Annotated in this window: 25 protein-coding genes; 15 read left to right on the top strand and 10 right to left on the bottom strand. The window is 66.6% G+C overall.

What is annotated here, in order from left to right; translation table 11 throughout:
* The first annotated feature begins 113 nt into the window (after nt 1-113).
* From ACZ50N_RS16960 to ACZ50N_RS16975, 4 genes are read left to right on the top strand one after another with little or no spacing between them, the layout of a single operon-like run.
* Nucleotides 114-1,268 (top strand): phytanoyl-CoA dioxygenase family protein, encoded by a 1,155-nt coding sequence (locus ACZ50N_RS16960; protein ID WP_073683531.1) that lies wholly within the window; start codon nt 114-116, stop codon nt 1,266-1,268.
* Complete coding sequence (locus ACZ50N_RS16965) at nt 1,265-2,281, top strand: Gfo/Idh/MocA family protein (RefSeq protein WP_073683532.1); 1,017 nt, start codon at nt 1,265-1,267, stop codon at nt 2,279-2,281. The genes ACZ50N_RS16960 and ACZ50N_RS16965 overlap by 4 nt, the downstream gene beginning before the upstream one ends.
* Entirely contained in the window at nt 2,278-3,150 is an 873-nt protein-coding gene (locus ACZ50N_RS16970; protein ID WP_048422770.1) for a sugar phosphate isomerase/epimerase family protein, read from the top strand. The genes ACZ50N_RS16965 and ACZ50N_RS16970 overlap by 4 nt, the downstream gene beginning before the upstream one ends.
* Nucleotides 3,147-4,109 carry a Gfo/Idh/MocA family protein gene (locus ACZ50N_RS16975; RefSeq protein WP_073683533.1) on the top strand — a complete coding sequence of 321 codons (963 nt, stop codon included), beginning with the start codon at nt 3,147-3,149 and terminating at the stop codon, nt 4,107-4,109. Before ACZ50N_RS16970 ends, ACZ50N_RS16975 begins: the two co-directional genes overlap by 4 nt.
* Nucleotides 4,110-4,134: 25 nt before the next feature.
* Here the strand turns inward: ACZ50N_RS16975 and ACZ50N_RS16980 are convergent, their stop codons facing one another.
* Complete coding sequence (locus ACZ50N_RS16980; RefSeq protein WP_157850923.1) at nt 4,135-4,284, bottom strand: hypothetical protein; 150 nt, start codon at nt 4,282-4,284, stop codon at nt 4,135-4,137.
* A 137-nt stretch (nt 4,285-4,421) separates the two neighbouring features.
* Between ACZ50N_RS16980 and ACZ50N_RS16985 the strand changes: the two genes are divergently transcribed.
* Both ACZ50N_RS16985 and ACZ50N_RS16990 read left to right on the top strand, forming a co-directional pair.
* A complete protein-coding gene (locus ACZ50N_RS16985) occupies nt 4,422-5,120 on the top strand; it encodes an Abi-alpha family protein (RefSeq protein WP_046364005.1) in 699 nt (232 codons plus the stop codon).
* Nucleotides 5,121-5,130: 10 nt separating this feature from the next.
* On the top strand, nt 5,131-6,396 hold the full coding sequence (locus ACZ50N_RS16990) for a DUF445 domain-containing protein (RefSeq protein ID WP_073683557.1): 1,266 nt from the start codon (nt 5,131-5,133) through the stop codon (nt 6,394-6,396).
* Between the two features lie 12 nt (nt 6,397-6,408).
* On the opposite strand, the gene ACZ50N_RS16995 is transcribed toward ACZ50N_RS16990, so the two are convergent.
* Genes ACZ50N_RS16995 through ACZ50N_RS17010 form a run of 4 tightly spaced genes read right to left on the bottom strand, consistent with a single transcriptional unit; the run spans nt 6,409 to nt 9,807 of the window.
* On the bottom strand, nt 6,409-6,888 hold the full coding sequence (locus tag ACZ50N_RS16995) for an SRPBCC family protein (RefSeq protein ID WP_046364006.1): 480 nt from the start codon (nt 6,886-6,888) through the stop codon (nt 6,409-6,411).
* A 42-nt stretch (nt 6,889-6,930) separates the two neighbouring features.
* Entirely contained in the window at nt 6,931-7,755 is an 825-nt protein-coding gene (locus tag ACZ50N_RS17000) for an ATP-binding cassette domain-containing protein (protein WP_046364007.1), read from the bottom strand.
* 4 nt (nt 7,756-7,759) lie between these two features.
* A complete protein-coding gene (locus ACZ50N_RS17005; protein WP_464473372.1) occupies nt 7,760-8,818 on the bottom strand; it encodes an ABC transporter permease in 1,059 nt (352 codons plus the stop codon).
* Complete coding sequence (locus ACZ50N_RS17010; protein WP_046364009.1) at nt 8,818-9,807, bottom strand: substrate-binding domain-containing protein; 990 nt, start codon at nt 9,805-9,807, stop codon at nt 8,818-8,820. The genes ACZ50N_RS17005 and ACZ50N_RS17010 overlap by 1 nt, the downstream gene beginning before the upstream one ends.
* Nucleotides 9,808-9,981: 174 nt before the next feature.
* On the opposite strand from ACZ50N_RS17010, the gene ACZ50N_RS17015 reads away from it, so the two are divergent.
* A complete protein-coding gene (locus tag ACZ50N_RS17015; protein WP_464470469.1) occupies nt 9,982-10,764 on the top strand; it encodes a TIM barrel protein in 783 nt (260 codons plus the stop codon).
* A 1-nt stretch (nt 10,765) separates the two neighbouring features.
* Here the strand turns inward: ACZ50N_RS17015 and ACZ50N_RS17020 are convergent, their stop codons facing one another.
* A complete protein-coding gene (locus ACZ50N_RS17020) occupies nt 10,766-11,497 on the bottom strand; it encodes a GntR family transcriptional regulator (RefSeq protein WP_046364021.1) in 732 nt (243 codons plus the stop codon).
* A gap of 151 nt (nt 11,498-11,648) precedes the next feature.
* Here ACZ50N_RS17020 and iolC point away from each other — a divergent pair, with 151 nt between their 5' ends.
* The 5 genes from iolC to ACZ50N_RS17045 are packed head-to-tail and all read left to right on the top strand — an operon-like array spanning nt 11,649 to nt 17,847.
* A complete protein-coding gene (iolC, locus tag ACZ50N_RS17025) occupies nt 11,649-12,632 on the top strand; it encodes a 5-dehydro-2-deoxygluconokinase (RefSeq protein ID WP_464473373.1) in 984 nt (327 codons plus the stop codon).
* Nucleotides 12,625-13,506 carry a Cgl0159 family (beta/alpha)8-fold protein gene (locus ACZ50N_RS17030; RefSeq protein ID WP_464473374.1) on the top strand — a complete coding sequence of 294 codons (882 nt, stop codon included), beginning with the start codon at nt 12,625-12,627 and terminating at the stop codon, nt 13,504-13,506. Before iolC ends, ACZ50N_RS17030 begins: the two co-directional genes overlap by 8 nt.
* A complete protein-coding gene (iolB, locus tag ACZ50N_RS17035) occupies nt 13,503-14,372 on the top strand; it encodes a 5-deoxy-glucuronate isomerase (RefSeq protein WP_464473375.1) in 870 nt (289 codons plus the stop codon). The genes ACZ50N_RS17030 and iolB overlap by 4 nt, the downstream gene beginning before the upstream one ends.
* Before the next feature lie 3 nt (nt 14,373-14,375).
* Nucleotides 14,376-16,328, top strand: a complete 1,953-nt coding sequence (iolD, locus tag ACZ50N_RS17040; protein WP_464473376.1) for a 3D-(3,5/4)-trihydroxycyclohexane-1,2-dione acylhydrolase (decyclizing) — start codon at nt 14,376-14,378, stop codon at nt 16,326-16,328.
* Nucleotides 16,329-16,347: 19 nt separating this feature from the next.
* Nucleotides 16,348-17,847 (top strand): CoA-acylating methylmalonate-semialdehyde dehydrogenase, encoded by a 1,500-nt coding sequence (locus ACZ50N_RS17045; protein ID WP_464473377.1) that lies wholly within the window; start codon nt 16,348-16,350, stop codon nt 17,845-17,847.
* A 23-nt stretch (nt 17,848-17,870) separates the two neighbouring features.
* On the opposite strand, the gene ACZ50N_RS17050 is transcribed toward ACZ50N_RS17045, so the two are convergent.
* Nucleotides 17,871-18,896, bottom strand: a complete 1,026-nt coding sequence (locus ACZ50N_RS17050) for a Gfo/Idh/MocA family oxidoreductase (RefSeq protein WP_464473378.1) — start codon at nt 18,894-18,896, stop codon at nt 17,871-17,873.
* Nucleotides 18,897-19,019: 123 nt separating this feature from the next.
* Between ACZ50N_RS17050 and ACZ50N_RS17055 the strand changes: the two genes are divergently transcribed.
* A complete protein-coding gene (locus tag ACZ50N_RS17055) occupies nt 19,020-20,108 on the top strand; it encodes a Vgb family protein (RefSeq protein WP_464473379.1) in 1,089 nt (362 codons plus the stop codon).
* An 83-nt stretch (nt 20,109-20,191) separates the two neighbouring features.
* Here ACZ50N_RS17055 and ACZ50N_RS17060 read toward each other — a convergent pair whose 3' ends face one another.
* On the bottom strand, nt 20,192-22,369 hold the full coding sequence (locus ACZ50N_RS17060) for a glutamine synthetase III family protein (protein WP_046364533.1): 2,178 nt from the start codon (nt 22,367-22,369) through the stop codon (nt 20,192-20,194).
* 191 nt (nt 22,370-22,560) lie between these two features.
* Between ACZ50N_RS17060 and fdhD the strand changes: the two genes are divergently transcribed.
* Nucleotides 22,561-23,385 (top strand): formate dehydrogenase accessory sulfurtransferase FdhD, encoded by an 825-nt coding sequence (gene fdhD / locus ACZ50N_RS17065; protein WP_464470462.1) that lies wholly within the window; start codon nt 22,561-22,563, stop codon nt 23,383-23,385.
* A 71-nt stretch (nt 23,386-23,456) separates the two neighbouring features.
* Here the strand turns inward: fdhD and clpX are convergent, their stop codons facing one another.
* Together clpX and ACZ50N_RS17075 are read right to left on the bottom strand one after the other, a co-directional pair.
* Nucleotides 23,457-24,737, bottom strand: coding sequence for an ATP-dependent Clp protease ATP-binding subunit ClpX (gene clpX, locus ACZ50N_RS17070; RefSeq protein ID WP_046364531.1), 1,281 nt, complete (start codon nt 24,735-24,737; stop codon nt 23,457-23,459).
* Nucleotides 24,738-25,009: 272 nt separating this feature from the next.
* Nucleotides 25,010-25,279 (bottom strand): hypothetical protein, encoded by a 270-nt coding sequence (locus ACZ50N_RS17075; RefSeq protein ID WP_046364530.1) that lies wholly within the window; start codon nt 25,277-25,279, stop codon nt 25,010-25,012.
* A gap of 95 nt (nt 25,280-25,374) precedes the next feature.
* On the opposite strand from ACZ50N_RS17075, the gene ACZ50N_RS17080 reads away from it, so the two are divergent.
* Complete coding sequence (locus ACZ50N_RS17080; RefSeq protein ID WP_464470461.1) at nt 25,375-25,818, top strand: TIGR03618 family F420-dependent PPOX class oxidoreductase; 444 nt, start codon at nt 25,375-25,377, stop codon at nt 25,816-25,818.
* Nucleotides 25,819-25,820: the final 2 nt, after the last annotated feature.

Raw genomic sequence — 25,820 nt, forward strand, 5'->3', positions numbered from 1 at the left:
AGTGAATCCGCGGCGTGTTGCTCGAGTTTGCGTTCGGTCACCGGATTTCGTGAGGTGTTTTTGATGGTTTTTTGCCGTTGATTGCGGTGCCGATCACAGCAAGACTAAACGACATGGCCACCTCCCTGCACCCAGCCGCATGGCTCGGCGAGGCGGACTGCGACCTCGACGAGTTCCGCGCATGTGTCGAGCAGCAGACCGACCCGGCCGACTACCCGCATGCCGCCGAGGTACGCAGCAATGTCCTCGTGTACGCCGCAGAAGCCGTGTCCGGCGATCGGCGGGCCCTGCAGGCCGAGGTGATCCGCGCCCTCACCGACGGGCCCGGGGTCGTCGTGTTCACCGGGGCCTTCAGCGGCGAGGTGGTCACGAAGGCCAACGACGCGTTCTTCGCGATCGTCGAACACGAGCGCGGCGACGACCGCACCGCCGGTGACCACTTCGGCGCGCCGGGAGCCAACGACCGCATCTGGAACGCAGCCCAGAAGCTCGCGCTCCGCGATCCGCAGACATACGCCGACTATTACGCCAACGACACGTTGGCGCTGGTGTGCCAGGCGTGGCTCGGACCTCGCTACCAGGTGACCTCGCAGGTCAACATCGTCAACCCCGGTGGCGCAGCGCAGGTTCCGCACCGGGACTACCACCTCGGCTTCGTTCCCGTCGAGCAGCTCGAGCAGTATCCGGCCCACCTGCACCGCATGTCGCCGGCCCTGACGCTGCAGGGCGCCGTCGCACACTGCGACATGCCGATCGACAGCGGTCCGACCATGCTGCTGCCGTTCTCGCAACGCTTCGCCGGCGGCTACCTCGCGTTCCACCGACCGGAGTTCATCGACTACTTCACGCGCCATCACGTGCAGATCCCGCTGAGCACCGGCGACGCCGTGTTCTTCAACCCCGCCCTCTATCACGGCGCGGGAGCCAATGTTTCGCGCGATATCCGGCGCATCGCCAATCTGCTGCAGGTCAGCTCACCGTTCGGGCGGGCCATGGAGGTGCTCGACCGCACTGCGATGGTGCGCGCGGTCTACCCGGCACTGCGCCGGATGCGCGCCGCCGGCCGGCCCGCCCACGAGGTGCGCAACGTCGTGGTCGCCACCGCCGAGGGCTACGCGTTCCCCACCAACCTCGACAGCGATCCCCCGGTCGGCAGTCTGGCGCCGCGCAGCCAGGTCGACATCGTGATCGACGCCCTGCACGAGGACCTCACCGACGAACAGCTCGAATCCGCGCTGAACGACCACCACGATCGGAGAATGCCATGACCACCCTGGGTCTGATCGGCCTCGGCCGCATCGGCGCCTTCCACGCCGAGACCTTGACGAACCTGCCGAATGTGGAGCGTCTCGTCGTCACCGACGAGCGGCCCCACGTCGTCGCCGAAGTCGCCACCAAATACGGTGCCACGCCGGCAGATTCAGTGGCCGACCTGCTGTCGGCGGGAGTGGACGGCGTCGTCGTCGCCGCGGCGACACCGGCCCATGCCGAGCTCGCACTGGCGGCGGTCGACGCGGGCCTGCCGACGTTCTGCGAGAAGCCCATCGCGTCCACCGCGGCCGAGAGCGCCCGGGTCGCCGGCATCATCGCCCGCTCCGGAGTCCCGGTACAGGTCGGGTACCAGCGACGCTTCGACGCCGCGTTCGCCGCGGTCAAGCAGGGTGTCGACGCCGGCACATTGGGACGGCTGCACACGGTGCGGAGCACCACGATGGACCCCGCTCCCCCGCCGATGGATTACATCCGCGGGTCCGGCGGCATCTTCCGGGACTGCGCCGTGCATGATTTCGACGCGATCCGCTGGGTGACCGGTCAGGAGGTCGTGGAGGTGTACGCCACAGGTAGCGTCCAGGGCGACCCGTTGTTCGCCGAGTACGGGGACGTCGACACCGCCGTCATCACCGTGCGCTTCGACGGGGGCGCGCTCGGCGTGGTGTCCGCCGCCCGCTACAACGGCCGCGGCTACGACTGCCGACTCGAGGTGCACGGTTTCGACGACACCATGGTCGCCGGCTGGGACGAGGGCGCCCCGGTCCTCAACGGTGATCCGAACACGTCGTTCCCGACCGGACAGCCGCACCATTTCTTCATGGACCGGTTCACTCAGGCGTTCCAGGCCGAGCTCAGCGCGTTCGTCGACGTCGTGGGTGGCGCGCCGATCCGAGGGGCAACAGTCGCCGATGCCGTCGAGGTGGCGTGGATCGCGGAGGCGGCCACGGAGTCGCTGCGCCGCGGCGTCCCGGTCGCCATCGACACCGTGAAAAAGGAGGCACAGCAGTGAAACTCGCAGGAGCCCCGATCTCCTGGGGCGTGTGTGAGGTACCCGGTTGGGGTCATCAACTCCCGCCGGAGCGAGTGCTCGCAGAGATGGCCGGCTCGGGTCTGACCGCCACAGAACTCGGCCCCGAGGGATTCCTCCCGTCGGACACCGCGGAGCTCGTGGACACCCTCGACCGGTTCGGCCTTCGGTGTGTCGGCGGCTTCGTGCCCGTGGTGCTGTTCGACGAGAGCCACGACCCGGTCGACGACCTCGCCGGCCCCCTCGATTCCCTGGTTGCCGCCGGAGCGGGCGTGGTCGTGCTCGCCGCGGCCACCGGAGCCGACGGGTACGACGCCCGCCCGGAATTGTCCGAGCGGCAGTGGGAGACACTGCTGACGAACCTCGACCGGCTGACCGAGGTGGTCGCCGAACGGGGCCTGAAAGCTGTGCTGCATCCGCACGTCGGAACCATGGTCGAGAACCGCGCCGAGGTGGATCGAGTGCTCGCCGGTTCCCGCATCCCGCTGTGCCTGGACACCGGACACCTTCTCATCGGTGGCACGGACCCGCTGCAGCTGGCCCGCCAGGTCCCCGAACGCGTCCAGCACTGCCATCTCAAGGACGTCGACGCGGCATTGGCAGCGCGGGTCCAGGCCGGCGAGCTGACCTACACCGAGGCCGTCGCCGCCGGCATGTACGTGCCGCTGGGGCAGGGCGACGTCGACATCGCCGGCATCGTCACGGCGTTGCAGGACAGCGGTTTCGACGGCTGGTACGTGATGGAGCAGGACACCATACTCACCGGGGAACCCGAGGGCGAAGGACCGCTTGCCGATGTCCGCGCCAGCGTGGCCTTCGTGACGGGGGTCGTCGCGGGCGTCACGGCGTGAGCCTGCGGATAGGCGTTCTCGGCGCGTCCCGGATCGCCGAGAACGCGATCGTCGGCCCGGCCCGCGAACTGGGACACCGCCTTGTCGCTGTCGCCGCCCGGGATCCCCTGCGTGCCCGCGTGTTCGCCGAGCAATTCGGCGTCGAGCGGGTCCTGGACTCCTACCAGGATGTGATCGACGATCCCGACGTCGACGTCGTCTACAACCCGTTGGCCAACGCCTTGCACGCGCCGTGGAATCTTGCCGCGATCGCCGCGGGCAAGCCGGTGCTCACCGAGAAGCCGTTCGCTCGCGACCGTGCCGAAGCAGCCAAGGTCGCGGCGGCAGCCGAAGCGGCGGGCGTGCCCGTCATGGAGGGTTTCCACTACCTGTTCCACCCGGTGATGCGCAGGGCGCTCGAGCTGGCCGGCGACGGCACCCTCGGTGAGCTCGCGCGGATCGAGGTCGCCATGGGCATGCCCGAGCCGGCACCGGGGGATCCGCGGTGGTCACTGGACATGGCCGGCGGGGCGTTGATGGATCTGGGGTGCTACGCATTGCACATCATGCGGCGCTTCGGGACCCCGCGCGTGGTGTCGGCAACGGCCGTGGAGCGCGCGCCGGGAGTGGACGAGCGTTTCGATGCCGAGTTCGTGTTCGACTCGGGCGCAACAGCATCTACGACGAACTCGATGGTCGACGACGAGTACTCGTTCACTCTGCGGGTGGTCGGGTCACACGGGGAGGTGCTGGTGCACGATTTCATCAACCCGCGCCGCGACGACCGGCTGACGATCACCACCGCACGCGGCGAAACCGTGGAACACCTGGGCACCCGCGCGTCCTACACCTACCAGTTGGAGGCCTTCGCCGCCCACGTCGAACGCGGCGACGCGCTGCTGCTGGACCTCGCCGACGCGGTGGCGAACATGGCTCTGATCGACGACACCTACCGAGCGGCGGGCATGACACCGCGCTGAACGACGTCGATAGCGGAATACGCAGTCAGGCGGCGCCGGCGCGATCGGCCGCGGTGCCGCGGCGCTCGTACCAGCGCAGACGCAAGATCAGAAGACCGCGGTGCGCACGCCATCCCGCCGACAGCGGATCGCGCCACGCCGGAACGCCCGCCGGTGCCTCGAGTTCCCTGTCCATACCCACCATTGTGCTCCGATGAATCGGTAGGGGCTCGCCGCAGCGAGCGGCGAAACGGTGTCGATCATGTGAATGTTGGCAGACGGGCTTTGGCCATCCCTGAGTTCAGCGCTGTGCGGTACGACTAGTTTCTCCGTATGCCCAAGCCGTACGACCCGCGAGAATTGCTGAGCCACGCCGTCGGCGCGGTTCGTGTCGGACTCGACGTCTACAGCTGGACCGAGAAGCAGATCGTCGAGGCGCTACGACACAGCCTCGACGCCCTCGACGGAACCGATTCGACACCGACGACGACACCACCGGCCGCCGAAGAGAACACCTCGGCAGACACCACCAGATCCTCACCGGATTCGCTCGGCGGCAAGTTGAGCCATCTGCTGGAGCGCGCCCTGGATCAGAACACCCGCGGGAGCCGGACCGAATTCTTCCACCGGCTCCTCGACCAGTTGGTCGCCGACGAGGCACGGATCCTCGGCGCGCTCTCGGACGGGTCACGGTCACCGGTCGTCACCATCTCGGTGTGGGGTCAGTCGCGTGCATCGTCGCGCCCCGTGCTGCAGAACGCGTCGTTGATCGGCCGGACGGCCAATGTCGCGCTGCCGGAGATGGTTCCGCAGTACGTCACTCATCTGCTGTCGCTGGGCCTGGTCGACATCGGACCGGAGGATCGCGAACTGGAGACGGAGTACGAACTGCTGATGGCGGAGACCTCGGTACTGGCCGCGGTCAAAAGCGGTGCCCGTGGGCCGATCCCGGCCAAGGTCGAGCGGGCAACCCTGTCGATGTCCGCCCTGGGCAACGAGTTCTGGGCAGCGGCGACCGGCGAGGGCCGGTGATGTGCCGGCGATGACGACCACCCATCAGGCGATCGCGAGCTGGAGCGAGATCACCACCGACGTCTCGACCTACTGGTGGATCTATCTGTCGATGCCACTCATCGCGGCTTTCGTGGGCTGGAGCACGAAATTGGTCGCCGTCGAGATGCTCTACCGGCCATTGGATTTCAAGGGTTGGGGAATCTTCGGTTGGCAGGGCATCGTGCCACGTCGAGCCGGCAAGGTCGGCTCGACGACAATCCAGTTGCTCACCTCCAATCTGCTCAAGCCCGAAGAACTCCTCGACCGGTTCGATGTCGACGACGCGTTGGATCGACTGCAGGAGCCACTCAACGCGGCGATCGAAGAGATCATCCGGGACCTGGCCGAAGAGGTACGGCCCGGACTCTGGGACAGCCTGCCCGAGGCCGGTCGCCGCGCTGTGCGCGATCGGATCGTCGCTCAGATCCCCGCGCTCACCCAGAATCTGATGACCGAGATCAAGTCCGATCTCCCCCGGTACCTCGACATCCAGTTCCTCTCTGTGACGACTCTGGTGCGCAACAAGGAGAAGCTGGTCAAGCTGATGCGCAGCGTCAGCACCGACGCCATGGCGTTCGTCCGCCGCAGCGGCATCTATTTCGGCTTCGTCATCGGCCTGGTCCAGATGGTGGCCTGGGCGCTGTTCCAGAACCCCTGGATCATGCCGGCTTTCGGGTTCGCGGTCGGATTCATCAGCGACTACATCGCCCTGAACATGCTCTTCCGGCCCATCTATCCACGAAAATATCTGGGCTTCTTCACCTTCCAGGGGCTACTTCATGCGCAGCGAGAGAAGATCACCCGCGACTACGCAAAGATCCTGGCCGACGATCTGTTCGCGCCGGACCTCCTCTTCGACGCACTGATCAAGGGGCCCGGCTCGGACAAACTCTTCGCGCTCGTCACCCGCGAAATCGAGGCGGCGATCGACAGGCAGGCCGGCGGGGTAGCCGCACCCATCGTCGCACTGGCCGTCGGCACGAAGCGGTACCGAGCCATGAAAGACAGAGTGGTGACGCTCGTCCTCGAGCGCCTCCCGTCGACGCTGTCCGAGGCGCAAGGATATGCGGCCGAGGTCATCGATCTGGAGAACACGATCGTCGACAAGATGAGTCGGCTCACCAACGAGGAATACGAGTCGATCCTGCGGCCGGTGTTCAAGGACGACGAGCCCCTGATGATCGCAGTCGGTGCCGTACTCGGCGGCGTGGTCGGCGAACTCCAGGTTCAGATCATCGAACTCGTCACCCGCTGAACCACAGGTGAGTCAGAGACGGTCGGCGAACCGGGCGGCCAGCCCGGAGAGCGTGGACTCGATGCCCTGGGCGTTCTTCTTGTGGTAGCCCGTCAACTCGATGACGATCGGCAGCTTGGCGGTGGAGTAGTCGAACGTCTCGGTCACCTTGGTCACTCCCGGCCCGACTGCGGCGAGTTCCCAGCGCCAGCGGTGACCGAGCGGATGCTGCCATTCGACGAGATGATCATCCTCGACCGCGGTGGCGGTCGAGGTGATCGGGTAGGGCACGCCGAACTGCTTCATCCCGACAGTGAACTTGTCGCCCGCGCTCAACCGGTGCGGCCCCTTCACCTCGGCGTCGCGCACGGTGCCCGACCCGTCGACCTCGTGATGCCGGTGCGGGTCCACCAGCAGCGCGAAGATCTCCGCCGCCGGGGCGCTGACCTGAACACTGCGGCTCACCGTGTGGGGGCCGGCGTCTTCTTTCTTGACCGGTGTCGTCGTAGCCATGTCGGCGTCATACCCACGGCACGGGGTGGTCAATCGGTCAGGTCAGCCCTTGGCGCTACGCAGCTCGTGCGACAGCGCCTCGAGTTCGTCACCGCCCGCCATCTCCTGGGTCAGGTGCTCGAGTGTGATGTCGTCATACGTGCAGTCGAGCTTCTGCCGGCCACGGTTGAGCAGGACGAAGTGGTCACCGACCATGTGGGCGTGGTGGGGGTTGTGCGTGATGAACACCACGCCGAAGCCCGCCTCCTTGGCCGCGGTGATGTATTTGAGCACCACTCCGGACTGCTTGACGCCCAACGCCGCCGTCGGCTCGTCGAGGATCAGCACCCGCGCTCCGAAGAAGACCGCACGAGCGATCGCCACACACTGGCGTTGCCCGCCCGACAGAGAGCCGATGGGTACGTCCACATCGGGCAGATCGATGCCCATCTTCGACAGCTCGGTCAGCGTGGTCGCCCGCATCGCGTTGGCGTCCAACGAGAACGGGAACGTCTTGCGCCGCAGTTCCTGGCCGAGAAAGAAGTTGCGCCACACCGGCATCAGCGGCACGACCGCCAGGTTCTGGTACACCGTGGCGATACCCTTGCCCAGCGCCTCGGCCGGTGACGCGAACTTCGTCGGCTCACCGTCGACGAGCAGTTCACCTTCGGTCTGCTGATGCAACCCGGCGATGATCTTGATCAGCGTCGACTTTCCGGCACCGTTGTCACCGAGGATGCCGGTCACCTCGCCGGCGTGCACGCGCAGACAGATGTCTTTGAGCGCGGTGATGTTGCCGTAGGACTTGCCGACGTTTCGCAACTCGACCAGCGGCACCTTTCCGCCGGACGGGGTCTCGCTGCTGGGCTTCTCCATGGAGATGGTCATCTCATCACTTCTTTGCGGCGTAGTTGCGGAAGGCGTTGTTGGCGATGACCGCGAACAGCAGCATCGCGCCGAGGAAGAACTTGAACCAGTCGGGGTCCCAGCCGGCGTAGACGATGCCCTGGTTCGTCATGCCGAAGATGAACGCGCCGATCGCGGCGCCGATGGCCGTGCCGTAGCCGCCGGTGAGCAGGCAGCCACCGATGACGGCGGCGATGATGTAGAAGAACTCGTTGCCGATGCCCTGACCGGACTGCACGGTGTTGAAGGCGAACAGCAGATGCATGCCGACGAACCAGGCGCAGAAACCGACGAACATGAACAGCCCGATCTTGACCTTGGTGACCGGAACACCCACGGCGCGAGCACTGTCGGCATCACCACCGACGGCGAAGATCCAGTTGCCGACCTTCGTCTTGAACAGGACCCAGGTCGCGATCGCGGTGAAGATCAGCCACCACACCACGGTGATGCGGATGCTGACGCCGAACAGTGTGAACGACGACGCGAACACCTTCTGCGCGGAAGCGAAACCGGCCATGTCGCTGACACTCTGGGTGGCCACCTGGCCGGCGACCAGCTTCGTGACGGCCAGGTTGATGCCCGCCAGCATGAAGAACGTACTCAGCGTGATCAAGAAGCTGGGGATCTTGGTCCGCATGACCAGCCAGCCGTTGAAGAAGCCGACGGCCAGCGAAAGGAGCAGCGCCAGGGCCGAACCCACCCACAGGTTGAGGTGCAGGTTGTAGGCCAGCATCGAGGCCGCCAGCGAGCTGAACGTGACGGCGACACCTGAGGACAGGTCGAACTCGCCGCCGATCATCAGCAGTGCCACCCCGCACGCCATGATCCCGATCGTGGAGCTGGCGTAGAGGACCGTGGCCAGCGACGCCGCCTCGCGGAACGGTGCGGCGACGACGAGGAAGAACACGAAGATGCCGATCGCGCCGATGCCGGCACCCATCTCCGGTCGAATCAGGATGCGTTGCAGCCGGTTCCGTTCCTTGACCCGTTCGTCGCGCACCACCTTGTGGTTGCCGACGTCGAGCGCCTCTTGAGTGGTCATCAGCGCGTACCGCCCTTGGCATAGTCGGCCACCGCGTCGATGTTCGACTTGTCGATGAACGCGGGCCCGGTCAGCGTCGGCTGCCCGCCGCCGATCACGTTGCCGTTGGTCAGGTACAGCCACAGCGAGTCGACGGCGAGGTAGCCCTGCAGGTAGGGCTGCTGATCGATGGCCCACTGCACGGTGCCGTCCTGAATAGCTCCCACCAGGGCGGCGTTGGTGTCGAACGTGCCGATCTTCGCCTTGCTGCCGGCATTGCCGGCCGACTGTACGGCGGTCAGCGCGAACGGGGCGCCCAGGGTGACGACGTAGTCGACGGCGGGGTCCTGCTGCAGCTTGGCGGTGATGGTGGACTCGACCGACGGCATGTCCTTGCCGTTCACATTGAGGGTCTCGGTGGCGGGGAACTTGTCCTTGACTCCGGCGCAGCGGGATTCCAGCCCGACATGCCCTTGCTCCTGGATCACGCAGATCGCCTTCTTGGCGCCCTCGCCGGTCAGACGCTCACCGACGGCCTGACCCGCGATGAACTCGTCCTGCCCGAAGAACTCCTTGACACCCATCGCGCTCCAGGCATCCGCGCCGGCATTGAACGCCACGACCGGAATCCCCTTGGCTTCGGCTGCTTTCACCGCGGCCTGCATGGCGTCGGGTTTGGCCAGTGTCACGGCGATCCCGTCGACGCCGCTGTCGACCGCGGTCTGTACGAGATTGGCCTGACCGGGCGCCTCCGGGTCGTTGGAGTAGCGCAGCTCGATGTTGTCCTTCTTGGCCGCGGTCTCGGCACCCTTGCGGATCAGGTCCCAGAACGAGTCGCCCGGGACCTCGTGGGTGATCATCGCGATCGTCTTGCGCGGGGTGTCGACGGTGCCTCCGCCTCCACCGCCCTCGCCCGAGCCGGCAGGCTTTCCGCCCGTCGACGAGCACGCTACGAGTCCGATCGCCAGAACGCCGGTTCCGGCCAGCGTCGCGAGCCGCTTGAACGTCATCACATCTCCTTGCTGTTCAGGTCGTGGAGACCATGCGGAGCCGGACATCTGTGAAGATGTGCCTGGCGCCACGCCTCAGAGTCGATGTAATACGGCTCACAGCGGAAAGTCAATACTTTGTCCTGACATTAGGACTGCATGTCATAGTGTCGGTACGAGGAGAGGGGTACCGCCATGACCTTCCAGCTGTCCGTGTGCGCCGAGATGGTGTTCCGCGACCTGCCGATCATCGAGCGTGTCAAGCGGATTCACGAGCGTGGCTTCGGTGTGGAGATCTGGAGTTGGCACGACAAGGATCTCGCAGCACTGGCCCGCACCGGTGCGACGTTCACGTCGATGACCGGCTACCTGCGCGGTGATCTGGTCGATCCGGCGAGCTGCGACGACGTCGTGCGCACCGCGGAACAGAGCCTCGACGCCGCGGCGGCGCTCGGCATCACACGGCTGAACCTGCACACCGCCGAACTGGTCGACGGGCAGGCCGCACGTCCCCGCGGGCGGGCCTCGGGTCAGATGTGGCTGACCGCCTCACGCACCTTGGCACGCCTCGGCGAGTTGGGCGCGGCGGCGGGCGTGACCTTCGTGGTGGAGAACCTGAACACCATCGTCGATCACCCCGGAGTACCCCTGGCCCGCGCCAAAGATGTTCTCGCACTGGTGGAAGGCGTCGCGCATCCGAACGTGAAGATGATGCTCGACCTCTACCACGCCCAGATCGGCGAGGGGAATCTGATCGAGCTCGTGCGCCGCTGCGGCGATGCGATCGGCGAAATTCAGGTGGCCGACGTACCGGGACGGTGTGAGCCCGGTACCGGCGAGATCAACTACCCGGCGGTCGCAGCGGCGTTGCGCGAGAACGGCTACACCGGGACGGTCGGCATGGAAGCGTGGGCGTCCGGCGCAGGCGAGACCGGGAGCGAGATGGCGCTCGACGCGTTCCGCGCAGCGTTCGCCTGAGTCAGCGGTCGACCAGCGTCGTATCGAAGTAGTAGCGCGACGCGCGATAACCGTGGATGCCGAACTCGACCGCGGCGCCGGAATCGTCGAATGCGGTGCGCGCCATCGTCAGCAGCGGCGCGTTCGGCTTCTCGTCGAGCAGGTGCGCCTCGGCGCGGGTGGCGCCGCGCGCCCCGATCCGCTGGCGCGCCAGCCGAATGTGAACGCCTCGCGCCCGCAGCGACTGATAGAGCCCGTTCTTCTCCAATTCCTCTGCGTCCGGCGCGATTTCGACGGGCAGGTGGTTGGTCATCACCGCCAGTGGTTCGCCGTTGGCGCACCGCAGCCGGTGAATCGACACCACCTCGCGATCGAGGGCCAGGTTCAGCTCGCGCGCGACGTCCTCGTCGGGCGGCCCGACCCGGTAGTCGAGCAACGTGGTGGTCGGCTCCTGTCCGGCTCGCGCGAGGTCGTCGAACAGGCTGGTCAGCTCGACGCGCCGATGCACAGGGTTCTGGACCACCTGCGTGCCGACGCCGCGCTTGCGGACGAGCAGGCCCTTGTCGACGAGCTCCTGGATGGCTCGCCGCGTCGTCGGCCTCGACAGCGCCAGCCGCTTGGCGAGCGCGAGTTCGTTTTCGAAGCGGTCCCCCGGAGCCAGTTCGCCATCGCGGATCGCAGCCTCGATTGCTTGCGCGAGCTGGTAGTAGAGAGGCACAGGGCTTGACCTGTCGAGCTCCACGGTCAGCGGCACGTCGGCTCCGATCTCGAGTTTGCCGGACCGTTGCAGCCTAACACCGAATGGCACAAAGATAGAATGTCAGGACAAAGTCTTGACATTGCAATGTGTCCAGGGGCACAGTCAGAGGCAGCCACCCACACCCTTCTCGTCGGAATGACTTGTGATGAATTCTGAGCAATACGATGTCCTGCAATACGATGTCCTCGCCATCGGGCGCAGCGGTGTCGACGTGTACCCCCTGCAGGTCGGCGTCGGTCTCGAGGACGTCGAGACCTTCGGCAAATTCCTCGGGGGCAGTGCGGCCAACGTCGCCGTCGCCGCGGCCCGGCTCGGCAACCGCACCGCGTTGATCTCAGGCGCCGGCGACGACCCGTTCGGCAGGTTCGTCCGGAATGAACTCGAACGCCTGGGCGTGGACAACCGCTACGTCGCGACCCATGGCGAGTTCCCGACGCCGGTCACGTTCTGCGAGATCTTCCCGCCCGACGACTTCCCGCTGTACTTCTACCGCAAGCCGAGCGCGCCCGATCTGCAGATCACCGTCGACGACATCGACGCCGACGCAGTGCGCAATGCCCGGCTGTTCTGGGCGACGGTCACCGGGCTGTCCGAAGAGCCAAGCCGCGGTGCGCATTTCGCGGCGTGGCACGCACGAGAGCGGAGACCGCTGACCGTGTTGGACCTCGATTACCGGCCGATGTTCTGGGACTCCCCCGCCGCGGCCACCGAGCAGGTCCGCAAGGCACTTGCGCACGTGACCGTCGCCGTCGGAAACCGGGAAGAATGCGAGATCGCCGTCGGCGAGTCCAACCCCCACAAAGCCGCTGACGCGCTGCTCGATCTGGGCGTGGAACTCGCCATCGTCAAGCAAGGTCCGCGCGGTGTGCTCGGCAAGAGCCGCCGATCATCGGTGACCGTGCCTCCCAACGAGGTCGACGTCGTCAACGGCCTGGGTGCGGGCGACTCGTTCGGCGGCAGCCTGTGCCACGGACTGTTGCACAACTGGCCCTTGGAAAAGACGCTGCGTTACGCGAACGCCGCCGGCGCCATCGTCGCCGGACGACTCGAATGCTCGACCGCCATGCCGACGGCCAGCGAGGTCGCCGAACTGGCCGAACAGACCGCTGTGGAGGCCGTCAATGTCTGATGCACTGTGCCGGGATCACGCGGCGATCACCGATCTGCGGGCCACCGATCCCGGCGCCGTCGCGCGTGCCTGGCAGAACCGAACCACCCGACCCACGATCCGCGGTAACGGCCGCCTGATGATCGTGGCCGCCGATCACCCGGCTCGCGGCGCGCTCGCCGTCGGTACCCGCCCGACCGCGATGAACAGCCGCACCGATCTCCTCGACCGGCTCTGCGCCGCGCTCGCCGACCCCGGTGTGGACGGGGTACTCGCGACCGCCGACATTCTCGATGACCTGCTGCTGCTCGGCGCGCTCGAGGACAAGGTGGTGTTCAGCTCGTTCAACCGGGGCGGGCTGGCGGGATCGTCGTTCGAGCTCGACGACCGGATGACCGGCGCCACCGCAGCCTCCACCGCGGCGGCCCGGATGAACGGCGGAAAGATGTTGTGCCGCATCGATCTCGACGATCCGGGCACCGTCGCCACCCTCGCCGCCTGCGCCCAGGCCGTCGACGAACTCGCCGCCCACGGCCTGATCGCGATGCTCGAACCCTTCATGTCGTCTCGGGTGAACGGCAAGGTCCGCAACGATCTGTCACCGGATGCGGTCATCAAGTCGGTGCACATCGGACAGGGACTGGGCTCGACGTCGGCCTACACCTGGATGAAGCTGCCCGTCGTCGACGAGATGGACCGCGTCATGGAATCCACGACGATGCCCACCCTGCTCCTGGGCGGAGATCCGACAGATCCCGACGAAGCGTTCGCCAGCTGGGAGAAGGCGTTGGCCCTGCCCTCGGTGCGCGGTCTGATCGTCGGCCGCGCCCTGCTCTATCCGCCCGACGACGACGTCGCCTCGGCCGTCGCGACCGCGGTGGCGATGGTCCGATGAATTCCACGCTGTACGTGCCCGCGGGCAGTGCCCCCGCACCGTTCACCGTCGCGATCACGCCGGAGGATGCCGGATGGAGCGAATCATCGTTGCACGTCGTCGATCTCGGCGATGGCGACGAGGTGTCGATGAGCACCGGCGAGACCGAGGTGATGATCCTTCCGCTGGCCGGTGCCGCCACCGTCGAGTGCGGCGGTGAGGCATTTGCGCTGTCGCCTCGCGTCTCGGTGTTCGACGGGCCCGCCGACATGGTCTATCTGGGTATCGGGCAGCACTACACGCTGTCGGGCCGCGGCCGGATCGCGATCTGCGGAGCCCGGGCAGCGACGTCCTTCCCGAACCGTCGGGTGGCGGCCTCCGACGTACCGGTCGAGCTGCGGGGCGCCGGCAACTGCAGCCGACAGGTCCACAACTTCGGCACAGCAACGACATTCGAGGCCGACTCCCTGATCGCGTGCGAAGTCCTGACTCCCGGCGGCAACTGGTCGTCCTATCCGGCGCACAAGCACGACGAAAACACCGACGTCGAAACCCAGCTGGAAGAGATCTACTACTTCGAGATCGACGACAGTCCGGCCGGCACACCAGGTTTCGGCTACCACCGGGTCTACGGCACCCTGGAGCGTCCCATCGAGGTGCTCGAAGAAGTCCGCAGCGGCGACGTCGTCCTGGTACCGCACGGCTACCACGGCCCGTCCATCGCAGCGCCCGGCCACCACATGTACTACCTCAACGTGATGGCCGGCTCGGGCCCGAACCGCGCCTGGCTCATCTGCGACGACCCTGCCCACACCTGGCTGCGCGCGAGCTGGGAGCACCAGCAGATCGATCCCCGCTTGCCGTTCACCCCGAGTCGAGGAGAGTGACCCGTGGTTTCCACTGCACCGAAGTCCACCGAGAAGCTCACCGACACCGAACCGACGGTGCGGCTCACCGTCGCGCAGGCGACGGTGAGGTTCCTGGCCAACCAGTACGTCGAGAGGGATGGGCAGCGGCAGAGGTTCTTCGCCGGGTGCCTCGGCATCTTCGGCCACGGCAACGTCGCCGGCGTCGGTCAAGCCCTGCTTCAGGACGAGGTCGACGCGCACGCCGCCGGTGTCGACCCCGGCCTGAAGTACGTGCTCGGCCGCAACGAGCAGGCCATGGTGCACACCGCGGTGGCCTATGCCCGCCAACAGGATCGTCTGCAGACCTGGGTCGTCACCGCCAGCATCGGTCCGGGATCGACGAACATGCTCACCGGCGCGGCGTTGGCCACCATCAACCGGTTGCCGGTTCTCCTGTTGCCGTCCGACACCTTCGCGACCCGCGTGAGTTCGCCTGTGCTGCAGGAACTCGAGCTGCCCTCGAGCGGCGACGTGACGGTCAACGACGCATTCAAGCCACTGTCGCGGTACTTCGACCGGGTGTGGCGTCCCGAGCAGTTGCCCGCCGCACTACTGGGTGCGATGCGGGTGCTCACCGATCCCGCCGAGACGGGCGCCGCCACCGTTTCGCTGCCCCAGGATGTGCAGGCCGAGGCTCATGACTGGCCGGAATCGCTGTTCGCCGAACGCACCTGGCACATCGCACGGCCCCTGCCCGAGCGATCGGTGATCGCCCGCGCCGCTGAGGTGGTCCGGTCGGCGCGCACGCCGCTGATCGTCGCCGGCGGCGGCATCATCTACTCCGGCGCCAACGATGCGCTCGCCGCGTTCGCCTCCCAGACCGGTATCCCGGTGTGTGAGAGCCAGGCCGGCAAGGGCTCCCTGCTGCACGAGCACCCGCAATCCGTGGGCGCGGTCGGTTCGACGGGCACGACAGCGGCCAATGCGTTGGCCAGCGAGGCCGACGTGGTCATCGGGATCGGTACGCGATACAGCGATTTCACGTCGGCGTCGCGCACCGCGTTCAACAACCCCGATGTCCGGTTCGTCAACATCAACGTCGCATCCTTCGATGCTGTGAAGCAGGGCGGGATCAGCGTGGTCGCCGATGCGCGTGAGGCGCTCGAGGAGCTGGCCCGCGCGGTCGGCGACTACACGGTCAGTGACGAATACCGTCAGCGCACAGCTGATCTCGCGGCGGAGTGGAACGACACCGTGTCGCAGGCGTATCGCACCGACGACGGTGACCCGCTGAACCAGAACCAGGTCATCGGTCTGGTGAACTCGCTCTCCGATCCGCGCGATGTCGTCGTGTGCGCGGCCGGATCAATGCCGGGCGACCTGCACAAGCTGTGGCGCATGCGTGACCGCAAGGGCTATCACGTCGAATACGGCTTTTCGTGCATGGGCTACGAGATCGCCGGCGGCATCGGCGTACGGATGGCCGCTCCTGACCGCGACGTGTTCGTGATGGTCGGCGACGGCTCGTACCTGATGATGGCCACCGAGCTGGTGACTGCCGTGCAGGAAGGCGTCAAAGTCATCCCGGTGCTGGTGCAGAACCACGGTTTCGCCTCGATCGGCGGGCTGTCGGAATCGCTGGGCTCGCAACGCTTCGGCACGGCGTACCGGTACCGCAGTGAGGACGGCCGGCTCGACGGCGACACTCTTCCCGTCGATTTGGCAGCCAACGCCGCGAGTCTGGGCGCCGACGTCATCCGGGCGACCACGGCTGCGGAGTTCACCGATGCGGTGAAACTCGCCAAAGCCAGCGACCGCACCACGGTCATCTATGTCGAAACCGACCCTCGTGTCTACGCACCGGACAGCCACTCGTGGTGGGACGTTCCGGTCAGCGAGGTGTCGACGCTCGACTCGACACAGCAGGCCTATCAGCGCTACGCGGACTGGAAGAAGGTCCAGCGTCCCTTGATCACTCCGTCCGACCGCCCCTGAACACCGAGAAAGAGCGCACATGAACACCATTTCGCATTGGGTCAACAACGAGATCTTCAGCGGCGCCGGTGGTTCCACGGCGCCGGTGACGAATCCGGCGACGGGTGAGGTGACGGGTCAGGTCGCGTTGGCGTCTGTGGAGGACGCCCGTGCGGTCATCGACGCCGCGACTGCGGCGTTCCCCGCCTGGCGCGACACCAGCCTGGCCAAGCGCACCCAGGTGCTGTTCCGGTTCCGCGAACTGCTCAACGACCGCAAGGGCGAACTCGCCGAGATCATCACCAGCGAACACGGCAAAGTCGTCTCCGACGCGTTGGGCGAAGTCGCCCGCGGCCAGGAAGTCGTCGAGTTCGCCTGCGGCATCCCCCACCTGCTCAAGGGCGGATTCACCGAGAACGCCTCCACCAACATCGACGTGCACTCCATCCGCCAGGCCCTCGGTCCGGTCGGCATCATCTCCCCGTTCAACTTCCCCGCGATGGTCCCGATGTGGTTCTTCCCCGTCGCCATCGCCTGCGGCAACACCGTCGTGCTCAAGCCCTCCGAAAAGGACCCCTCAGCCGCCCTGTGGCTGGCCGCGCTGTGGGCCGAAGCCGGCCTGCCCGCCGGAGTGTTCAACGTCCTCCAAGGCGACAAGACCGCCGTCGACGAACTGCTCACCAACCCCAAGATCAAAAGCGTCAGCTTTGTCGGCTCCACCCCGATCGCCCAGTACGTCTACGCCACCGGCACCGCCGCCGGTAAACGCGTCCAAGCCCTCGGCGGCGCGAAAAACCACGCCGTCATCCTGCCCGACGCCGACCTCGACCTGGCCGCCGACGCCATGGTCAACGCCGGCTTCGGCTCCGCCGGCGAACGCTGCATGGCCATCTCCGCATGCGTGGCCGTCGGCCCCATCGCCGACGACCTGGTCGCCAAGATCGCCGAACGCACAACACCGTTGAAGATCGGTGACGGCACCAAGGACTCCGACATGGGCCCCCTAGTCACCCAAGCCCACCGCGACAAAGTCGCCTCCTACATCGACGCCGGCGAGAATGCCGGCGCGAAGGTCGTCGTCGACGGACGCACGGTAGCAGCCGAGGTCGGCTCGGAAAGAGATCCAGCCGGCTTCTGGCTCGGCCCCACCCTGCTCGACAACGTCACCCCCGACATGAGCGTCTACACCGACGAGATCTTCGGACCCGTCCTGTCGGTCGTGCGCGTCGAGACCTACGACCAAGCCCTCGACCTGATCAACTCCAACCCCTACGGCAACGGCACCGCGATCTTCACCAACGACGGCGGCGCCGCCCGCCGCTTCCAAAACGAAGTCGAAGTCGGCATGGTCGGCATCAACGTCCCCATCCCGGTCCCCATGGCCTACTACAGCTTCGGCGGCTGGAAAGCCTCCCTCTTCGGCGACAGCCACGCCCACGGCATGGACGGCGTCCACTTCTTCACCCGCCAAAAAGCCATCACCACCCGCTGGCTCGACCCCAGCCACGGCGGCATCAACCTCGGCTTCCCCACCAACTGACTCCACCGAGACTGCGGAGTCCCTCAGTCCGGTACTGCGACCCAGGCTCCACCGGAGTTCATCGACGCGATCAGGGCGTCGGCGACAACGGCCGCCCGCAGACCATCGGTCACGCCGGCCAGGGTCGACGGCCGGCCGAGGCGCAACGAGTCGATCCACTCCTGCAGTTCGAGCCGGTAGGCGTCGCCGAACCGCGGAATCCAATCCGCCGCATAGTCAACCGAACGCGTGCGCTGCGAATCCGAGACGATGTGCGTGGGCTGCGTCAGCGCACAAACACCGGTCTCCATCACCACCTCGCACCGGATGTCGTAGCCGTAGCGGGCGTTGAGGAACAGCTCCGAGGTGATCAGCACACCGGATTCAGTGCGCAGCAGATAGAGCTGAGGGTCCTGCCGATCGGCCACATGCGCGGCTGACCGGCCGTGCTGCCAACTGACCTCCACGATCGGCGAGTCGAGCAGCCACGGCATGACGTCGAGCTCATGGACAGCCGAATTGGTGATCGTGGCCGCCGAATCCCCGCCCGGGTAGCTCTGCACCGTCCGACTGACGCAGTGGGCGAGCAGCGGTGCGCCGCAATCTCCTTCGCGTATGCGATCGCGCAGCGCGACGTAGGACGGGTCGAACCGCCTCATGAAACCCAGCGTGACGAGATCGGACGCACCGGCCGAAGCGCATTCGCCGACGAGCTCGCGACACTCGGCAGCCGTTGGCGCCAGCGGCTTCTCGCACAGCACCGGCTTGCGTGCACGGATCGCCGCCCGCACGAGATCGGCGTGGGTGTCATCGCGGGTGGCGACGACGACCGCGTCGACCGCCGGATGGTCGATCACGGCGACGCCGTCCTCGAGAGCCGTCGCTCCCACCTCGTCGGCAAGTGTGGCCGCGACCCGGGAATCGAAGTCGGCGACCGCGGTCACCGTCGCCCCCGAGACAACCCGCGACAATTTGCGGGCGTGATCCGCCCCCATCACCCCGACGCCGATCACACCCACACGAATCACGTCAGAGTGCGGCACATAGGACCCGAGGTCAGAGGCGGTCACGAAGGCCGAGCCTACGATCCGCCCAGACCGGTGTAAAGGCTTTGTGCATACGTCAAGACAAAATCTCTGAACAGCTGTTATGACGGTATGTACGCTGGCCGTCGCAGCGGGTACCCGGTCACCGTGAACAAACTGTGGGCGGTCCTGGCGTTGACGTGTCTTGTCGCGGCGTGCGAGAGCAGACCACCCGATCAGGCCGCCCCGTCGACCACGCCCTCGGCGCCCACGAGCACCCCGACGACGACGGGATTGATCCCCCCTGGCGCTCCGACCGAAGGCACCCGCCCACCCACTGACAGCCTGCCGCCCGCAGCGGAACCCCAGAACGCTCCGGCGCCTCAGCAACCGCCGCCCGGCCGTCAGATCCGGGTGGGGTCGGCGCCTGAAGGCGTGGTCGTCGACGCAGTGACCCGCACCGTGGCGGTTGCGGCTCGCCGACCGAACGAACTCGTGCTGATCAACGTCGACACCGGCGAGATCACCGGGCGCACACCATTACCGGGCGTCGCCAGGCATCTGCAGCTGGCGAAACCGGGTGGGCCCGTCTTGGTTCCGGTGGAGAGTGCGAACGCGCTGGTGCGCGTCGACCTTCCCGACGGACGCGCCGAAGCCCAGATCGTCACCGGCACCGTTCCTCACGACGCGTCGGAGGCGCCGGACGGCACCGTGTTCGTCGCCAACGAGCTCGGAGGGACGGTGACCGCGCTTCGGGGCGACGACATCGTCAAGGTGTTCACCGACAGCGTGCAACCGGCCGGCCTGGCGCCGGTCGGCGACCGGATGGGCCTGCTCGACGTCCGCAAGAACGACCTCACGATCTACGACACCGCGAATCTGACGATCGTGGGCTCGACACCCGCCGGAGAAGGTCCCACGCACCTTGTCGCCGACAAGCACGGCCGGATGATCGCTGCCGACACCCGCGGCAATGCGGTCCGCGTCTTCGACACCTCGCCCCGCCAGCTCGCGGAGATCGCGCAGCCCGGTGGCCCCTACGGGATCACCTACGATTCCACGCGCGACGTGCTGTGGGTCGCATCGTCGGGGACCAACGAAGTCGTCGGCTACGACATGGCCAACCCGATGCCCCGCGAAGTCAAAAGGTTTGCGACGGTGCAGAATCCGTACACCCTCGGCGTGGACTCGAAGACCGGCCGGCTCTTCGTCGCCGGCGCGACCGCCGGGGTCGTGCAGATCATCGACCCCGGCTGAGCCACCCGGGGCCGCCCCGATTGTGCGATCTCATCCGCGCCACGCGGCGTATTGCGGATGAAACCGCACAATCGCGACCGGCTTCAGAGGATGTAGAGCATCTCCTGGTAGGTCGGCAGTGGCCACAGGTCATCGGCGACCACGCCCTCCAAAGCGTCGGCGGCCGCACGCACGGCCTCCATCGCGGGGAGCAGCACCGTCTGCGCATGCGTGGCCTCGTCGAGCGCGGACTCCGCGGAATGATCCGCCAGACCCGCTTTCAGCGATGCCAACGCCGCCGTCAGGTCGGCGATCGGAGCCGACACCGCTTCCAGCATCGTCGTATCGGCAGTCACCCCCGCGGCCTTCAGTGTGGCCACGTTCTGTGCCAGCTCGGTCTGGTAGCGCACCGCGGCAGGCAGGATCACCGTCGTGCCGAGTTCCAGCGCGAGCTTGGCCTCGACGCCGATCGTCAGCGCGTACTGCTCGAGTCGAACCTCGTAGCGGCTGTGCAACTCCCGCTCGTTGAACACCCCGTAGCGCTCGAACACCTCGACGGCCTCGGGCTTGATCAGCTCCGGGATCGCGTCGAGCGTGGTCTTCAGGTTCGGCAAGCCACGCTCGGCGGCTTCGATCTGCCAGTTCTCCGAGTAGCCGTCACCGTTGAACACGACCGCGCCGTGATCGGTGATGATCTCGGTCAGCAACTTCTGCACGGCCTGGTCGAAGTCCTCGCCCTCGCCGACTGCCTTTTCGAGCACCGTCGCCATGTAGTCCAGCGAATCGGCCATGATGGTGTTCAAGATGATCATCGGCACGTTGATCGTCTGGCCCGAGCCCGGCGCACGGAACTCGAACCTGTTGCCGGTGAACGCAAACGGGCTGGTGCGGTTGCGGTCACCCGGATCGGTCGGCAATTCGGGCAGGGTGTCGACGCCGATGATCATCGACCCCTTGCCCTTCGACGACGTCGCGGCGCCCTTGGCGATCTGCTCGAACACGTCGGCCAGCTGTGCACCGAGGAAGATCGAGATGATCGCCGGCGGAGCCTCGTTCGCGCCCAGCCGGTGATCGTTGGTGGCCGAGGCAACCGACACCCGCAGCAGGCCCGCGAACTTGTGCACCGCGCGGATGACTGCCGCGCAGAACACCAGGAACTGGGCGTTCTCGTGCGGGGTGTCGCCGGGCACCAGCAGGCTGCCGAATTGTGAGTTGCCCATGGAGAAGTTGACGTGCTTGCCCGAACCGTTGACGCCGGCGAACGGCTTCTCGTGGAAGAGGCACTCCATGCCGTGCTTCTTGGCGACGTTGCGGAAGATCGTCATCAGCAACTGCTGATGGTCGGCGGCGATGTTGGCCCGCTCGAACATCGGCGCGATCTCGAACTGTCCGGGGGCGACCTCGTTGTGCCGGGTCTTGGCCGGAATGCCGAGTTTGAACAGCTCACGCTCGGTGTCCATCATGAAGCCGAGCACCCGCTCGGGCACCGAGCCGAAGTAGTGGTCGTCGAACTCCTGCCCCTTGGGCGGCTTGGCGCCGAACAGGGTGCGGCCCGCGTTGATCAGGTCGGGACGGGCCAGGAAGAAGTGCCGGTCGACGAGGAAGTACTCCTGCTCCGGACCGCAGAAGGACACGATGTGGTCGAAGTTCTTGTGGCCGAACAATTTCAGGATCCGCTCGGCATGAGTGCCCATTGCCTGCTGGCTGCGCAGCAGCGGCGTCTTGTAGTCCAGCGCCTCACCGGTCATCGACACGAACACCGTGGGGATGCACAGCGTGTTGCCGTTGGGGTTCTCCAAGATGTAGGCCGGGCTGGTGACGTCCCACCCGGTGTAGCCGCGCGCTTCGAACGTGCTGCGCAGACCGCCCGACGGGAAGCTGGACGCGTCGGGCTCGCCCTGGATCAGGGTCTTGCCGGCGAACTCGGCCAGCGTCTGGCCGTCGGAGACGGGTTCGAGGAAGCTGTCGTGCTTCTCGGCAGTGAGCCCGGTCATCGGGTAGAAGACGTGCGCGTAGTGGGTGGCGCCTTTGGACAGCGCCCAGTCCTTCATCGCCGAGGCGACCGAGTCGGCCACGGCCGGGTCCAGCTTGGCGCCCTTCTCGATGGTGGCGACCACCGACTTGTACACCGACTTGGGGAGCCGCAACTGCATCTCCGCCTTGGTGAACACGTTCGAGCCGAACACCTCACCGGGTGCCTCCGTCGGATCGAAGCTGATTGCCGGCGGGACATACGCTTCGACATTGTTGATCGCCTGCAGGCGTACCGAGTTACCGCTCACTGGACTTCCTTATCCGCTGCGTCGTCCGCTTCTGTTTCACAGACGATTGACCGGCCAACAGTAGGAACATCCGATGCCGATCCTGTTACGCGAGCGTCAACGTCGCAAGACGCGGGTTACGGGCAGCCGTCGTGGCCGCCGACGGCCGAACAGACCACAATGGGACAGATGTCGCGACGAGAGGCGTTTCCGTGGGCCGAGTGACCTCCCGTCGACGAGCGCACCATCTGACGGCCGGGGGTGCGACCGCCCGGGCTGAGACCTTGGCCGTCGAGGAACCGCTGGAGATCCGCGTCGACGGCCACCCCCTCACGGTGACGATGCGCACCCCCGGCTCCGACGTCGAGCTCGCGCAGGGTTTCCTGCTCACCGAGGGCGTGGTCGCGGGCCGAGAAGACATCGCCTCGGTGCGCTACTGCCGCGGCGCCGACGAGGACGGGGTGAACTCCTACAACGTCCTGGACGTGACGCTGGCACCCGGCGTCGCGCCGCCCGACGTCGATCCGACGCGCAACTTCTACACGACCTCGTCGTGCGGGGTGTGCGGTAAGGCCTCGCTGGAGGCGGTGCGGTTGGTCAGCAAGCACGCCCCCGGTGACGACCCGCTGACAGTGGAGGCGGACGTGCTGGCGGAGATGCCCGCGGAGCTGCGCCGCCGGCAGAAGGTGTTCGCCGCCACCGGAGGCCTGCACGGCGCGGGACTGTTTGATGCCGCCGGCCATGCGCTGGTCGTCCGCGAGGACATCGGCAGGCACAACGCCGTCGACAAGGTGATCGGCTGGGCGCTCGAACAGCATCGGGTACCGCTGGGCGGCACGGTGCTGCTGGTGAGTGGTCGGGCGTCGTTCGAGCTCACGCAGAAGGCGGTGATGGCCGGCATCCCGATGCTGGCTGCGGTGTCGGCGCCATCGTCACTGGCGGTGGATCTGGCCGCGCAGTCGGGGCTGACCCTGGTGGCCTTCCTGCGGGGTGAGTCGATGAACGTTTACACCCGCCCGGACCGCGTCATCAACTGACCGCGAAAGTGCCCTGGCGGTCGCCAATCAGCTGATCGAACAACCGCCAGGGCACTCTCGTGGCGAAAAAACTAGGCGGTCTTGTCGCGGCGCTCCGTGCGAGAAGGCTTGCGCGGCACGATCGTCGGCAGGACGTTGTCCTCGACGGTCTCCTTGGTCACGACCACCTTGGCGACGTCGTCGCGGCTGGGGATGTCGTACATCACCGGCAGCAGGACCTCTTCCATGATGGCGCGCAGGCCACGAGCGCCGGTACCGCGGTGGATGGCCTGATCGGCGATCGCATCCAGCGCGTCTTCGGCAAATTCGAGCTCGACGCCGTCCATCTCGAACAACCGGGTGTACTGCTTGACCAAGGCGTTCTTCGGCGTCGACAGGATCGACACCAGCGATTCCTTGTCCAGGTTGGTCACCGAGGCGACCACCGGCAGACGACCGATGAACTCCGGGATCAGCCCGAACTTGATCAGGTCCTCGGGCATGACTTCGGCGAAGTGATCCTGGGTGTCGATCTCGGCCTTCGAATGCACCTCGGCACCGAATCCCAGACCACGCTTACCGACCCGGTCGGAGACGATCTTCTCGAGCCCCGCGAACGCACCGGCCACGATGAACAACACGTTCGTGGTGTCGATCTGGATGAACTCCTGGTGCGGGTGCTTGCGACCGCCCTGCGGCGGCACCGACGCCTGCGTGCCCTCGAGGATCTTCAGCAGCGCCTGCTGCACACCCTCCCCGGAGACGTCGCGGGTGATCGACGGGTTCTCGCTCTTGCGGGCGATCTTGTCGACCTCGTCGATGTAGATGATGCCGGTCTCGGCGCGCTTGACGTCGTAGTCGGCGGCCTGAATCAGCTTGAGCAGAATGTTCTCGACATCCTCGCCGACATAGCCGGCCTCGGTCAGCGCCGTGGCGTCGGCGATCGCGAACGGGACGTTGAGCATCTTGGCCAGCGTCTGGGCGAGGTAGGTCTTGCCGCAGCCGGTGGGCCCGAGCATCAGGATGTTGGACTTGGCGAGCTCGACGGGCTCCGAGCGCGAATCGCGGCTCTTCTCCCCCGCCTGGATGCGCTTGTAGTGGTTGTAGACCGCGACGGCGAGCGTGCGCTTCGCGGTGTCCTGACCGATGACGTAGCTCTCGAGGAAGTCGCGGATCTCCGCAGGCTTGGGCAGCTCGTCGAGCTTGACGTCGTCAGCGTCGGCCAGTTCTTCTTCGATGATCTCGTTGCACAGATCGATGCATTCGTCGCAGATGTAGACGCCCGGTCCCGCGATGAGCTTCTTCACCTGCTTTTGACTCTTGCCGCAGAACGAGCACTTCAGCAGGTCACCGCCGTCTCCAATGCGTGCCATGGTGCAGGGGTCCTACTTCCTGTTGCTGTTGCACATCGATCGATTCGGTGGGTCGCACCGCAACGTTTCCGACGCTACCCGCATCTTCCGGCCCGGGGCGACCGATGAGGCCGAATAGCGCCGCTGATATTCACGTGTGGTTGCGACAACATATCGCCTGACCGCGCGCCGATGGCCCTGGAACGCACCACCGAGTCTCTGGCGTGTCGCCGCTGTTACTCGACCGAGAGTACCTATCCGTGGGAAGGACGGTCGGCGCGCCGTCTGTGTCGTCAGCGACCGGGACCGAGAGGCCCGGGTCCGACAGGTCCGGGCCCGACCGGACCGGGTCCGACGGGCCCGACGACGCCACCCACCCCGACGGGCCCGACGGGTCCGACGACCGGGTTGGGTGGGTTGACGTAGACGTTCACCGCGACGCACTGGACGGTCGCGGCGTCCCAGTACGTGCCCGCCGGGCACACCGGTTCCTGGGCGTGCGCGACGCCATACGTGAAGGCAGCCCCCGCGGCGGCCACGGCCAGCAACAGCATCTTCCCCATGGCGATCCTCCTCGAATATTGACGACCACGTAGATCAAGAGCGTGGCACGTCCGCGATCGACCCGTGGTTCTTTTGCTCGCCGTAGCCTTCGAGGGTGACCTCTCTCACCGACGCCGTCGCGCTGGCCCAGTCGGACAACGGGCTCGCGGTGGTGTCGACGCTGCGGGCCGACCACACCATTCAGGCATCGCTGATCAACGCCGGCGTCCTCCCGCACCCCGCCTCCACCGAGCCGGTCCTGGGCTACGTCACCTACGGACGAGTGAAGCTGGCCAACTTGCGGGCCCGCCCGCAGACTGCGATCACCTTCAGGAAGGGATGGCAGTGGGCGACAGTGGAGGGGCGGGCCGAGCTGGCCGGACCCGACGACGCGCAGCCGTGGCTGGAGTCGGAGCAGATGCTCGCGCAGCTGCTCCGTGACATCTTCACCGCGGCGGGCGGAACCCACGACGACTGGGACGCCTACGACGCGACGATGCGCGAGCAGCGCCGCACAGCCGTGCTGGTGACCCCGACAAGGGTCTACAGCAACGGCTGAGC

The organism is Mycolicibacterium obuense, assembly GCF_055397605.1.

Bases quoted from the DNA above. Each gene is read 5' to 3' on its own strand.
- ACZ50N_RS17075 (WP_046364530.1), bottom strand. From the start codon at position 25,279: ATGGGGAAGATGCTGTTGCTGGCCGTGGCCGCCGCGGGGGCTGCCTTC.
- ACZ50N_RS17010 (WP_046364009.1), bottom strand. From the start codon at position 9,807: ATGACGTTCAAGCGGCTCGCGACGCTGGCCGGAACCGGCGTTCTGGCG.
- ACZ50N_RS17000 (WP_046364007.1), bottom strand. From the start codon at position 7,755: ATGACCATCTCCATGGAGAAGCCCAGCAGCGAGACCCCGTCCGGCGGA.
- ACZ50N_RS17015 (WP_464470469.1), top strand. From the start codon at position 9,982: ATGACCTTCCAGCTGTCCGTGTGCGCCGAGATGGTGTTCCGCGACCTG.
- ACZ50N_RS16985 (WP_046364005.1), top strand. From the start codon at position 4,422: ATGCCCAAGCCGTACGACCCGCGAGAATTGCTGAGCCACGCCGTCGGC.
- ACZ50N_RS16960 (WP_073683531.1), top strand. From the start codon at position 114: ATGGCCACCTCCCTGCACCCAGCCGCATGGCTCGGCGAGGCGGACTGC.
- ACZ50N_RS16995 (WP_046364006.1), bottom strand. From the start codon at position 6,888: ATGGCTACGACGACACCGGTCAAGAAAGAAGACGCCGGCCCCCACACG.
- ACZ50N_RS17030 (WP_464473374.1), top strand. From the start codon at position 12,625: ATGTCTGATGCACTGTGCCGGGATCACGCGGCGATCACCGATCTGCGG.
- ACZ50N_RS16980 (WP_157850923.1), bottom strand. From the start codon at position 4,284: ATGGACAGGGAACTCGAGGCACCGGCGGGCGTTCCGGCGTGGCGCGAT.
- ACZ50N_RS17005 (WP_464473372.1), bottom strand. From the start codon at position 8,818: ATGACCACTCAAGAGGCGCTCGACGTCGGCAACCACAAGGTGGTGCGC.
- iolC (WP_464473373.1), top strand. From the start codon at position 11,649: ATGAATTCTGAGCAATACGATGTCCTGCAATACGATGTCCTCGCCATC.
- iolB (WP_464473375.1), top strand. From the start codon at position 13,503: ATGAATTCCACGCTGTACGTGCCCGCGGGCAGTGCCCCCGCACCGTTC.
- ACZ50N_RS16965 (WP_073683532.1), top strand. From the start codon at position 1,265: ATGACCACCCTGGGTCTGATCGGCCTCGGCCGCATCGGCGCCTTCCAC.
- clpX (WP_046364531.1), bottom strand. From the start codon at position 24,737: ATGGCACGCATTGGAGACGGCGGTGACCTGCTGAAGTGCTCGTTCTGC.
- ACZ50N_RS17045 (WP_464473377.1), top strand. From the start codon at position 16,348: ATGAACACCATTTCGCATTGGGTCAACAACGAGATCTTCAGCGGCGCC.
- ACZ50N_RS16990 (WP_073683557.1), top strand. From the start codon at position 5,131: ATGACGACCACCCATCAGGCGATCGCGAGCTGGAGCGAGATCACCACC.